This window comes from Rivularia sp. UHCC 0363, from assembly GCF_034931125.1.
Classification (GTDB): Bacteria; Cyanobacteriota; Cyanobacteriia; order Cyanobacteriales; family Nostocaceae; genus Rivularia.
In genome coordinates, this window is the sequence record NZ_JAYGHM010000029.1 from 12,777 (window position 1) to 24,719 (window position 11,943).

10 protein-coding genes and 1 pseudogene are annotated in these 11,943 nt (G+C 38.3%); 1 reads left to right on the plus strand and 10 read right to left on the minus strand.

Going from position 1 to position 11,943, the window contains the following annotated elements; translation table 11 throughout:
* Positions 1-9 precede the first annotated feature (9 nt).
* The 3 genes from VB797_RS17330 to VB797_RS17340 all read right to left on the minus strand — a co-directional run bounded on the left by VB797_RS17330 (position 10) and on the right by VB797_RS17340 (position 3,797).
* Complete coding sequence (locus VB797_RS17330) at positions 10-1,509, minus strand: Ig-like domain-containing protein (protein ID WP_323238966.1); 1,500 nt, start codon at positions 1,507-1,509, stop codon at positions 10-12.
* A 277-nt stretch (positions 1,510-1,786) separates the two neighbouring features.
* On the minus strand, positions 1,787-2,563 hold the full coding sequence (locus VB797_RS17335) for a TIGR03943 family putative permease subunit (RefSeq protein WP_323238967.1): 777 nt from the start codon (positions 2,561-2,563) through the stop codon (positions 1,787-1,789).
* A gap of 184 nt (positions 2,564-2,747) precedes the next feature.
* Complete coding sequence (locus VB797_RS17340; protein ID WP_323238968.1) at positions 2,748-3,797, minus strand: permease; 1,050 nt, start codon at positions 3,795-3,797, stop codon at positions 2,748-2,750.
* A 1,163-nt stretch (positions 3,798-4,960) separates the two neighbouring features.
* Here VB797_RS17340 and VB797_RS17345 point away from each other — a divergent pair.
* Positions 4,961-5,410, plus strand: a complete 450-nt coding sequence (locus VB797_RS17345; RefSeq protein ID WP_323238969.1) for a pentapeptide repeat-containing protein — start codon at positions 4,961-4,963, stop codon at positions 5,408-5,410.
* A 183-nt stretch (positions 5,411-5,593) separates the two neighbouring features.
* Here VB797_RS17345 and VB797_RS17350 read toward each other — a convergent pair whose 3' ends face one another.
* The 7 genes and pseudogenes from VB797_RS17350 to VB797_RS17380 form a co-directional block, all read right to left on the minus strand.
* A complete protein-coding gene (locus VB797_RS17350; RefSeq protein ID WP_323238970.1) occupies positions 5,594-6,934 on the minus strand; it encodes a TldD/PmbA family protein in 1,341 nt (446 codons plus the stop codon).
* Positions 6,935-7,068: 134 nt separating this feature from the next.
* Positions 7,069-8,541: a TldD/PmbA family protein gene (locus VB797_RS17355; RefSeq protein WP_323238971.1), complete on the minus strand. Its 1,473-nt coding sequence runs from the start codon at positions 8,539-8,541 to the stop codon at positions 7,069-7,071.
* 213 nt (positions 8,542-8,754) lie between these two features.
* Positions 8,755-9,483 (minus strand): Uma2 family endonuclease, encoded by a 729-nt coding sequence (locus VB797_RS17360; RefSeq protein WP_323239034.1) that lies wholly within the window; start codon positions 9,481-9,483, stop codon positions 8,755-8,757.
* Between the two features lie 68 nt (positions 9,484-9,551).
* Positions 9,552-9,776: pseudogene (locus tag VB797_RS17365) on the minus strand (YdcF family protein); the annotation flags it as partial.
* 279 nt (positions 9,777-10,055) lie between these two features.
* Positions 10,056-10,283: a hypothetical protein gene (locus tag VB797_RS17370; protein ID WP_323238972.1), complete on the minus strand. Its 228-nt coding sequence runs from the start codon at positions 10,281-10,283 to the stop codon at positions 10,056-10,058.
* Between the two features lie 104 nt (positions 10,284-10,387).
* Positions 10,388-10,984, minus strand: a complete 597-nt coding sequence (locus VB797_RS17375) for a YdcF family protein (RefSeq protein ID WP_323238973.1) — start codon at positions 10,982-10,984, stop codon at positions 10,388-10,390.
* A gap of 145 nt (positions 10,985-11,129) precedes the next feature.
* The gene (locus VB797_RS17380) at positions 11,130-11,933 is read right to left on the minus strand and encodes a glycosyltransferase family 2 protein (protein ID WP_323238974.1); all 804 of its coding nucleotides are present in this window, start codon (positions 11,931-11,933) and stop codon (positions 11,130-11,132) included.
* Positions 11,934-11,943 lie beyond the last annotated feature (10 nt).

Consider the following 11,943-nt stretch of genomic DNA (forward strand, 5'->3'; position numbering starts at 1 on the left):
ATACTCACCTTAAGGAAGCCAGCGGGGATGAAAACCGACTAAGGGAAGTTGTTCTGGTTTTAGTTCTGCGTTAATATCATTGTCGTTACCAGGCAATAAGGGCATTAACCACAAGCTACTTGTATTGATTTCCTGTCCGTCGTCTGTTTTTAAAGGTTTTTCTCTTGCGGAAGTAGTGGTATCTGCTGTTGATACTACTTGGTCGAATAATAGCCCCAAGCCATCGGGGGATAAACTCATTTGTAAGTCTCGTTTGTCGGGAGGTAACACTAATAATGCCTTCTGCTGTCCGGTTTTCAGATTAATTGCTACTAAGTATGGCTGTTCTTGATAGCTTTCCCCTGGTAATAATTGGGTTAATAAGCAATAAAGAGTAGGTGAAGCTGGGTCAAATTCGCATTTAATAATGGAACCAGTAGTTTTTATTAATTGTTTTTGAGTACCTTGATTGGTAACTAAAAATAAATCTCGCGTGTAATCGGTGTTGAATTTTACCAAAACCGCTTGAGAGCCATCTTTGGAAAAAGCTTGCAGTACACCAAATTGCGGTAGGAAATCTAGGGGTTTGCTAGCGTCTATCTGTATCGGCAGTATCGCTGTTCCTTGACCTTGAGCAACTGCTACAGCTTGACTATCTGGAGTGATTAAAAAATCGCCTGATGGTTGTTCGTTTTTTATGGGTTTGGGTTCATCTTCCTTACCGTTATCTCCAATAGGAAGAAACCACAGCCCAAAATCACTGGGGTCGTTTTTACGCGCTCTTTGTAAAACTATAGTTTTACCGTCAGGAGATAAGTCAAATTTGAGGATTTGATATTCTTTACTATCTAAAACTAAATCAACTTTCGCTGGTGATTTTGCGTTTCTTTGTGTGTCATCAGAAATACCCGTAGTTACTGTATACAGTTGAGCTGATAAAGTATCTTGGCTGCTTGCAGTATGAGCAGAAAATAAAATTTTCTCCCCATCCGGAAATGCTTCAAAATCCAACACCACTAAGTCTTTAGGGGTAAGTAATGTTTTTTGTTCTTGAGTTAAGTTGTAAAGAACTAATCTTCCTCTTTCTTGTGCCTCAGCACCTAAGTAGAGAATAACGCGATCGCGAGAGCGAAAAGTACCTACAAATGGCTGAATAAATTTTTCTGTTTTTTTAAGAGTAGCGAATTTGTCTTTAGCATTCTGTAATTCTACTGTATATCTCTCTCCATAGGGGGCTGGTGTTAAAAGCGTATAAACCATCCTTCTTCCTGCCCAACTGATTTTTCCCGCTAAAGGTGGTTCGATTTTCAAATTCTTTTCTACGCTTTTAATGTCCATTGGACGGCTAAAGTTAAGGTTAAAAGATATGTCATCTGCTCCAATTTTTGCATTTTCCCAGCTAAAGCTACGAACGCTTGGTTTAACCCCATCACCTTGCAATATTATCAATCCAATTAGTACAGTTAACGCTAGTATTAGTCCTAGAGCAACTCGGTCAAATGGTTGAAGAAATATCTTGTTAGTAGTCATTTCAATTTTGGATTTTAGATTTTGGATTGTCTTGCTAATTTTGGATTTTAGATTTTGGATTGTCTTGCTGATTTACAGCAGTTTGCAAATAAATGAGGTACATTCCCCCTGCTTCCTTATAACGATATGTCCTGTACCTCACTCAAATGAAATCGGCTGTATGATTTTAGATTATCCTCAAATTTGAAATGATGAGTTTTTTTTGTAATCCCAAATCCATTGACGCGGAAGCGTCTTCCCGTAGGGTAATCTAAAATCTAAAATTCGGTGATTCAATCTAGTAACTGTAGGGATTTTTAGGTTGAGGAACTTGTTTCGCAGAATTCGAGATAATTGTTAATTGACGTTTCCCTGTAAGAGTTTCTGTTCCCATTTTCCCTTCAATTTCCAGCCAACTATCTTTTTTGAATTCTTCTCTTGATTGTCCTTCTTTTAATTTGATCGGTAAACCTACCGGATAAGCATCCGCAGCACAGCAAGTCAACACAAATCTTGCTAAAAATAAATATTCATTACCCAAATCTGGCGGATATATAACAAATCCTGTGACCTTTACTTTTTGTCCTGTATATGCATCGGGTTCAGGATAAACGCTGAGTGTCCGCGACCAATCGACTAAGGAACGTTCTTCGGGACGGACGGAAGTGCGGAATGACTGCGGTTGAAGACGAGAATTTCCGGAGGATAAGTCGGTTACACCTCTTTGCAATGCTTTATCGCTGGCAAAAACTTGAGGTGCAACAAAAAAACCTAAAATTGCGACTGCGATTAATAAAATACTGCCCAAACGAGGAGGTATTAAGTTCATATGTTGGACGTTTGGAACAGCTTCGCGCTGTTGTAAAAGCTGTCCTCCTTTAGCAATTCCAACAATTATTAATCCGATACCGGCTACAACAACTAATGCGAAGTAGTTGGGATGAATCAGTAAATACAACTGTTGGGTTAGCCAATATTTCAACATTAAAAATCCCCAAGCTGTAATTGCAATTACATCTAGCCAAGGAAGTAAATTATTGAAGACTTTTGATCGGCGTTGTTTTATTGAACTCATTGCTTATTGATTGTGGGTGTGAAGAAGCGAAAATTAGGCTCGGAACATCAATGGGAACAAACTTACTCGAAAACTAACTTAATATCGAACAGTAAATAAATTACATGGGACTTTTTATTAAATTTAATCAAGGGAAAATAATCATTAATACACGGACTTAAACGAATGCGATGGTTTTTTGATTTTAAATGAAATGTAGGTTGATTATTAGACAGAATAAAAACGTTAATTGTGCTGCTAATGCAAACAGATAAAACACTGCTTTTGGTTTGAATATTGATAACATCAGACCTACACCTTTTAGGTCAATCATTGGACCAAAAACCAAAAATGCCAACAAAGAACCGCTAGTAAAAGCGGAAGCAAAAGATAAAGCAAAGAAAGAATCAACTGTAGAACAAATCGACACAACCGCTGCAAGTACCAGCATTGTCGTGATTGAACTAATCGGACCCGCACCCAAACTAAGAATCAATTCGCGGGGTGCTAACACCTGAATTGCAGCAGCGATCGCACTTCCTAAAACGAGTACGGCACCTAATTCTCGTAATTCTTGCACTGTATTATCTACAACTAATCGCATTTTGTCGGCTAGCGGTTTAGTTGCTGTAGTTGCGATCGCGGCTTCCGTTGCTATCGTCTCCATCCGCATGGTTTGACCGAGTTTTCCACCTAGTAAATAAGTACCTGGTTTGAGCAAGGTTGGTACCGTTTGTCTTTCTAAGTCAGAAGGTTCGAGAAGTTGTTTATTGTCGGTTTTTTGCGGTTGATTAAATTTTAAATAGCGAGCAATTGCCGGTTGAACAATGGGACTTAAGTCTTTCTGAAAGCTAAAAACATAGCCAATAATTGTAGCGATTAATAAAGATAAGACTACCCTTAATACAACTATTTCTGGCTGCTCGCGGAATGCAACCCATGTTGCCCAAATTACAATCGGGTTAATTGTCGGTGCTGCGAGTAAAAAACCAATTGCAAATGATGTCGGCGCTCCCTGCATGATAAATCGCCGCGCTACAGGTACGTTACCGCACTCGCACACCGGAAACAAGAAGCCCAACATACTACCAACTAAAGCCGCAAATAGTGGATTTTTGGGGACTTTTTCCACCAATGTACGCTCATCTACAAAAAATAGCAGCATACTGGAGAACAAAACTCCTAGCAATAAAAAAGGTATTGCCTCTACCAACAGGCTAAGGAATATGGTGAAACCATTGCTAAGTTGATTCATGAGTGTGGTTTTTTTTTGACGCTTTTCAAGCTGTGCTGAGTTATTAAAGATATGTCTTAGTTATTTTAGCGGAATCGCGATTGTACGCACGTAAGTAGAGTAAACTATACATCATTTTCACAGATTTAATTAGGGTTATGTCATTTTCGTTTTTCGTTACCTTTTTAGCTACCACGAAAATAAATGTTTTTGTCAACTGAAACTACAATAGCCTCTGAAGACTATACTTTAGGCTTGAACCCTCTACTATATGCATTGAGTTTACCCCCCCACACGATAGATCGTTAAACTAACCCTCGCAAAATAGGTTAAGTAATAACTAAGATTTCAGTTCGAGTTTCTCACACTTGATATTTCTGCCTTAATTTATACCCCCCGGCAGAAAACACGACTTGGTTATGTTTAGGATACGCATTTTCAATCAAAATGGTTCCAATTTAATAGTTTAAGTTCTCAACCACACAATTGTTATCTATCTATCTTTAGACTTACAATAATTTAACTTCATTTGATGTTATCTTCGACGCATTTTCATAAAGCGTTGGTATCTTTTCAATATTTGGTATCTATTGATGAGTTCTATGGATAAAATTTACTTCTGCAAGAGTATTACGTAACTTTTTCAAAACTTTATAAATAAGTTGGCACAAATAAACCGAACTATGTAACAAAATGTAAATTGGATTAAAGGCTTTACTCCTACTTTCTTGTCCTAATTACAATTTTCAACGCCAACCTACTTAGATTGTCGTCTCAATAATTTATTTTTATACCTAACGATAGAGTTTTGGATTGAAATGAAAAGCTGTAAAGTCAGATTTGCTAGTAAAAAGCGAAAAACGATGGTTTTAAGGGATATTTTTGTTTTTTGCCCCTGATTCGTCTCCATGCTCTATATCCCCGATACAGGTAGAACCTAATTTTATTATTTAATAAATGCAAAATCAGCCTTCATCCGTGAGATTTCAATCGTTAGGATGAAGACGTTTCGACTAATTTGAGTGATGATATAAACAGTTCATTAAACAAGATATTTCGCAATTCTCGATGATGTCAGAACAGCTTAAATATGTTTTTTCAATGTAAAACATAAGGCTTTCTTACAAATATATAGACAAGTATATTGATCGGAAAGAATTGTTTATTAGTAGAGTAATCAAATTATGAAAATTAAAGCGATCGCAGCGGCAGCAGCATTAACTACAATGTTTTTAAATGCACCCGCAAAAGCAGAAAAGCCCGTATCTACAGAAGTATTAAGGTTGACTCAGACGGGAGAATGCTTTGGTTGCGATTTAAGAGGTGCTAATTTAAGAGGCGCTCATTTAATTGGTGCTGATTTAAGAAATGCCGATCTAACAGGTGCAAACCTCGAAGAAGCTAACTTAGAAGGTGCAGATCTAACAGGTGCCGATTTAGAAGGTGCTAATTTATCTAGTGCTTTTGTTAATAGCACTACGTTGAATAAAGCCGACTTGACAAATGCCGATTTGAGCGATGCTCAACTGTATAGCGCTCAATTAGAAGACGCTACATTAGTAGGTGTAAATTTGAGTGGTACTGACATATTTAATACATCAGTTGGCGTTGGTGGAGAATCACCACAAGAATAAAGCTTTAAATTACTACGAATAATAATTGGGGTAGAGTTGAGATTAGCTGTATGTTAATCTGCTCTACCAATTTTGCAGCAAAATTGGATTTCTATGAAAAAATTTCAAAACAGTACAGATAACACCTGTAGAGACGTTGCATTGCAACGTCTCTTCTTCGATCAGGTTCTATGCTTTAACTTTTTATTCACCCGTAATTGACAAACCCTCAACCCAAATTCGGGGACAAACCCCTCCGGGAGTTAATTCGGGTTCCTTCTCAACACAAACAATTGATTTAAGAAGCTGAAGAAAATCACCAGCTACAACTGCTGAATCAACGCTGGTTTTTTCTCCTTTATCGATCAACCACCCATCAAAAGGTAAAGAGAACGAACCTTGCAAAGATTTAACCCCTGCATGAAGTGCTTGTAAATCGTCAATAAAAACTATATTTTCAGCAGTATCTAAACTGAATTCCCGTTCGGGTGCTGCACTCGCAAAAACGTGGTAAAAGTTAGGACTAACAGTTACTTTGGCTCCAATATTCGCATTCCCTGTAGGTTGAGCATTCATGCGTTTTGCAGTACCCGCACTGTGGAGAAAATTTTTCAAAACTCCGTTTTCAATCAATGATACCTGACGAGTGGGAGTTCCTTCCCCATCAAAAGTTTCTGCACCAATATTTGCTGGATGTAGCGCATCATCATATAGCGAGAGTAAAGGAGAAGCAATTTCTTTACCCAAATCATCTGGAGTAGATAAACTTTGCTTGTCAAGAATGCTTTGAGCGTTAAATAAATTAGAGAAAGCACCCAGCAGACTTAAGAAAGCATCCGCAGAAAACACAACCAGATACTTTCCAGTGGGAATTTTGCGGTAATTCAAATGACTGATAGTTTTCTCTATAGTTTCTTGAATGCAGCCATTAATATCTAAATTTTCTAGACCTTGACTAATCCTAAAAGCACCAGCACTACGGGGTTTTCGACCTTCTTCCTCTGTTTTACTGTAAAGAAAAATTGATGCAAAAGAATGGGACTCGGCTCTCATAGCACCATCGCTGTTCAGATAAAACCTCTCAAAATCTTTTTGCGATAAAGAATTGTAAGGTACACCTTTAATAGCTTGATGACCTGCAAGTACTTCTTTTTCCGCTATTAGAAGACTATCGATTAAAGATGAAACTTCTGCTGGAGATGCTTTTGCGTGAGTACCATTTGCGATCGCAGTTTTAGCTTCTGGACTAAAATCAGGTGTATTTTCTTTAACACCAAATGCACTCGCTTCAAATGCAGTTTTCAAAGCCAATTCCAATCCTTTGGGGTCTACATCCGTAGTACTAGTGACACCCATTGTATTGTTGTCATTCCAGACTCGCACGGTAACACCAGAAAGGTTATTAGCTTTAACTTGTTTCGGCTCACCTTGGTCTACCTGGACGCTAGTTGAATCTACTATAGAACCGTAAATATCAAATTTTGCGATACCGATTTTTTCTGCACTTTCTTTAGCGGAAGCTGCAATTTCTTGTATGTTAGGCATAGTTAATTTTGGATAAAGTTATTTCAATATAAAGATCTGGTTTAATTCATAGGGAGTAGGGAATAGGGAGTAGGGAACAGGAAATAGGTAAATTATTTTTAACTCCTCACTCCTAACTCCTCACTCCTAACTCTTTAGCGTCCGCCGACAGTAATCGAATCAACCTTAATATGTGGTTGTCCTACAGTAGTATAAATGCTACCACTAACCGAGCCACAGAAACCTGGAGCTAAAGATAAATCTTGGGAACACATGGAAATTCTATTCATAATTTCCTGAGCTTCACCGATTAGAATAGCTCCTTTTAAAGGTTTAGTAATTTTACCGTTTTCAATCAAATAGGCTTCTTCTACACCAAAATTGAATTCACCCGTAGCACCAACGCTACCACCACCCATTTTCTTACAGTAAATACCTTTATCAATGGAAGCGAACAAATCTTCTGTAGAATGTTCCCCAGTGGCAATGTAAGTATTTCGCATCCGACTCGCAGCAGCGTAAGTAAAATTCTGCCGTCTTCCGCTACCAGTTCTGGGATGTCCGGTACGTGTTGAACCCGATCTATCTGCTAAGAAGTTTTTGAGAACGCCTTTTTCAATTAATAATGTTCTTTGGGCTGGCATCCCTTCATCGTCCATATCAATAGTGCCAAAGGCATTATCAGTACGTCCTTCGTCCCAAGCGGTTAAAGCTTCATGAGCAATCTTTTCGCCTTTCTTGTTAGCAAAAGGAGAAGTGTTGCGTTCAATTTGAGTTGTTTCGAGTAAATGTCCACAAGCTTCATGAAATATGACTCCACCAAAGTGATTCGCCATAATAATCGGATAATCACCCGATTCTACATAGTCAGCATAAAGCATTTTGCCAGCAGATTCGCCGATTTGCTCCGCTGCTTGCTGGAAATCCCAAGTTTTGAGGAAATTGGGGTCGCTGGTATTTCCCGCACGTTCGGCGATAGAACTGCGATTAGCACCATCAGCACAAAGTAAACTTAATGCTACCGATTGAGTTAAGCGGATATCGCGAGCAAAAGTACCATCACTCGCTGCAACTAAAATTTCTTGCCAATCGCGGAAATAGGAAGCACGACGGGATTGAATGTGACTCGCTTTTTTATTTATCTGAGCGGTACTATCAAGCAGCACCTCTCCCATTTCTCGCATGGAAGTGCATAAAGGCAACCATGCATCTTTACCTCTTTTGGTCGCGTAGTCTCTGAGTAATTCCAGGTTAATTTCGGCGATAAAAGCATTTGGTACGGGTAATTGCAGCCCCACAATTGCCAAAGCTTTTTCTAAAGCTAATTTTAAGCCAGTAAAAGAAATATCATTTGTGCTGACGTAGCAATCAGCCTTGCCGCGAAATACTCTCACACCTGCACCCGTCGAAAGACGAGGTGTAATGCTAGTAATAGTATCCTCTTCTGCTAAGCAACTGATATAGCTGACGCGCTCTAAGAAAAATTCAATAAAATCAGCGCCAGCAGCACGTCCCAAACCTAATAAAGTGGATAAAGGTGCTGCCCAAGTTTCGTCAAACTGCTCTTGTGTAGAAGAGTATTGGAGATTGGGAAGTTCTTTGGAAAGAAGCAGAGTACTTGTTTGCATGAGTTACCTGTTGATTGAGGAGCTTTATCTTAAGCTAGTTATTGCGGTTCTTATTATGAGAAGATACAGCAAACCGTAGGGGACTGTGTATCATCTTAGCTAATATCTATGAGGTTGTTGGAGTTCCCAGCAAGACTAGGTGCAACAAATTATTATTGTTTTGTCAAAGAAATAGCACAAATTAAAGTTATGAAAAAATTTTATGAAATAACTCTACAATTCATCGGGGTTAATATTTAATTCCCGCAGTTTTGCTGCTAAACGCTCGGCTCTTTGACGTTCTTGCTCTAATGGAGTTGGAATCCAATCACCTTTATCGTCATACCAGCGTAACCACAGACGTTCGATACCTTTATAATTACCTTGCCACAAACCTAAACCCATTTCTAAACTTGGCATCCAAATACGCGGTTCTTCTAGATTAAGTTCCGTATAGGAATCAGCTTGCAGAATAAAAGCTCGTAAAGTATCGGTGTAACGATCAAATACGATGTAATAAGGAACCCGGAGAATTCTTTCGTAAACCTGCCATTTTGTAGGTGGTTGTTCTGCCTTGACTATACGTATTTGACCCAAATCTTCCTTTTCCGTACCGGGGGAAAGCAACTCTACTACAACAAAAGGGTTTATCCCCTCTTGCCAAACTACATAACTTAAACGTAAATCTCTTTGTTCGTAAAACCGAGAAGTTCCGACTACCGCAAACCAATCGGGACGTTTATACCACAAAGTATTGCGGGAATCATAGTAAAGATTTAGGTCGGTAGCAACAAAAATTTCATCAGTAGAATAAGTTGGTGGACGGAAAGTTTCCTCCAATAATTGCGGTTGATAAATATGGAATTCATCCGGCAAACCAGGCTCCTGTAGGTCTTCACTAGGTAGATCGTACATCGTCGGAAGACTTTCTTTTGCAGGAATTGGTGGGTCTGTTTGGTACATACGTGCTACTAATAAACCGCTTAACTTGATGGTAGCCGATGGAATCAATTATCGGTTAACGGTTTTCCCTAATTGCACTTTCGATCATCAGGAAAAAAAAGCCTGGGATTGAGACTTGCGCCAGTGCGACCCGTAATCATCCATAATACAGAACGGAATACATCGCGAGAGACGTGTAAAAATGATTCTTTTGGTAGATGCGAAGTTACAGAAATAGGAGTGAAAGTTATACCGCGACTGCCTAAAACTATTGTTGCGATCGCGATCGCTCTAGGCAGATGAAAATCAGAAGTGGAATTTTAATTATTTGTTAACTGTCATCCCGATAAACTTGACTTCGATGTTTTACCCTAATCACAGTTACTAACAAAATATCATCAAAAATATCGTATACTACCAGGGTAATCTCCTACTCGAATCCGATATGAATTCTCTTCGCCTTGTAATTTTTTAACTCCATTAGGACGAGGTTCTATTGCTAATTCATTAAGTTTAATTTGTATACTTTCTTGCATCTATAGGTAGTTTTCTAAATTGTTTACTCGCAACTTTTGAAAAGTCTACACTGTAAGTCACGCCACATCCTTTTTAATTTCATTTTGTATTTCTGACCACTTTACAGTACCGTTAATACGTATATCTTCCCTGGCTTCTTGAATAGCTTTTAAATCCTCTTCATCCTCTTGATCGTCAATTTTTTTCAATAAAGCATAAATTTCATCTAAAGTACTGTCGTAAGCTTGGTAAAGCAGTACACTAATATCTTTGATTAACTCTTCTCTCTCACGTTCAGTTTTCATGTTGATACCTTTTCAACTATTTCGCTACTGATTACAAAGGGAAAGCACTTATTGAACGTGCCTTCGACTTATTAATAATGATAATACGTGCTATTGTGAATCAATTAATTGCACTTTCGATCATCAGGAAAAGGAAGCCTGGGATTGAGACTTGCGCCAGTGCGACCCGTAATCATCCATAATACAGAACGGAATACATCGCGAGAAACGTGTAAAAATGATTCTTTTGGTAGATGCGAAGTTACAGAAATAGGAGTGAAAGTTATACCGCGACTGCCTAAAACTATTGTTGCGATCGCGATCGCTCTAGGCAGATGAAAATCAGAAGTAATTATATACAAGTGTTTAAGATTAAGTTTTCCAAAGTCTTCTACCAAGGAAGTAAAATTAGTAACCGTATCTACAGCGCGGTAATCGAGGTGAATTCGTTCTGGAGCAATACCCGCAGCAGCAAAAATCTGGTTGGCTTTCTCGCAGGAAACACCACTCGAAACCCAAATATCTAATGTAGGGTAATTTTGAGCAAATTGAGCGGTAAATTTTTCTCTGGCTTCTCCACCACCAAGGATGAGAATGGCTTGAGGTTTGGGTGCTTGGTGGGATGCAATAGCTAATTTGATGGGAATAGCTGCTAGCAGAATCAGGAGGAATGTGAATAGGGCGATCGTTGTGTATTTAAGGGTGAGATAGAGCCATTTCATTAATTTAATTGTGACAAAGCTTTTTTAATAGTAGATCGGCTACAGTTTAAATCGCGCTTCAGGAATAGTTATTGCATAAAAGTTACGTACCACTTTTTCTTAGCTGTTGTCGTAGCTTGGAAAAAGTAAGTAATGAAACTTGGGTTCAGTTATTTTTCTCAGAAAGTTCTTGCTCAATTAAACGAATGCTTAATAACAATTCTGCAAAAGCACGCTCAAAAGCATAATACCAACCATGCCAGCCATCAATAATTCCGCCTTTGAAAATGAGTATATAAAATATAATAACAAAAGGAGCTATAATTTTTTGTTTTCGTATTTTGTCGCCTAAACTCAATTGATTAATTGGAGTTTGTGTCAGCTTTTTGACTTCGGATATCATGTAGCGGTCTTGCGCCCACAGCCAACTACTTAAAGATTTGCGATCGTCGTGATGGATATAGGAAGATAGCATTGCTGACTTCCCATTAATTTGTAAAAGTTGCGTATGACCATCATCAATGTAAATCGATTTTTTTTTCTGAAAAAGAACTTGGCGAGGAGGAAGTATACTTCCTCTAAGTGGCTTACCGTAAACGCAGTATTTAAAGCGAGTAAAATAGCCACTAATTTCTCTATCAGTTTGTAAAGTTTTAATTTCTGAAATTAACTCATTAGTAACAATGTAATCTGCATCTAAAGAAAGAACCCATTCAGATTTTACTTGCTCTAGTCCATAATTCCATTGTCTTGTGTGGGTGTCAAATTTTCGTTGTAATACTTGAACTTGAGGGTAAGATTTTATAATTTCTAATGTTTCATCTGTACTGTGACTATCAATTATAACAATTGTTTTTGCCCAAGTAAGATGTTGAAGGGTACGTTCTATATTAGGGGCTTCGTTGTAGGTAAGAATTAGTGGGGTAATCTGCTCAAAAATAGATGTACGATTGTAGTTTGAGACTAGCATTTCAAATCTA

Bases quoted from the DNA above. Each gene is read 5' to 3' on its own strand.
- VB797_RS17330 (WP_323238966.1), bottom strand. From the start codon at position 1,509: ATGACTACTAACAAGATATTTCTTCAACCATTTGACCGAGTTGCTCTA.
- VB797_RS17335 (WP_323238967.1), bottom strand. From the start codon at position 2,563: ATGAGTTCAATAAAACAACGCCGATCAAAAGTCTTCAATAATTTACTT.
- VB797_RS17340 (WP_323238968.1), bottom strand. From the start codon at position 3,797: ATGAATCAACTTAGCAATGGTTTCACCATATTCCTTAGCCTGTTGGTA.
- VB797_RS17345 (WP_323238969.1), top strand. From the start codon at position 4,961: ATGAAAATTAAAGCGATCGCAGCGGCAGCAGCATTAACTACAATGTTT.
- VB797_RS17350 (WP_323238970.1), bottom strand. From the start codon at position 6,934: ATGCCTAACATACAAGAAATTGCAGCTTCCGCTAAAGAAAGTGCAGAA.
- VB797_RS17355 (WP_323238971.1), bottom strand. From the start codon at position 8,541: ATGCAAACAAGTACTCTGCTTCTTTCCAAAGAACTTCCCAATCTCCAA.
- VB797_RS17360 (WP_323239034.1), bottom strand. From the start codon at position 9,483: ATGTACCAAACAGACCCACCAATTCCTGCAAAAGAAAGTCTTCCGACG.
- VB797_RS17370 (WP_323238972.1), bottom strand. From the start codon at position 10,283: ATGAAAACTGAACGTGAGAGAGAAGAGTTAATCAAAGATATTAGTGTA.
- VB797_RS17375 (WP_323238973.1), bottom strand. From the start codon at position 10,984: ATGAAATGGCTCTATCTCACCCTTAAATACACAACGATCGCCCTATTC.
- VB797_RS17380 (WP_323238974.1), bottom strand. From the start codon at position 11,933: ATGCTAGTCTCAAACTACAATCGTACATCTATTTTTGAGCAGATTACC.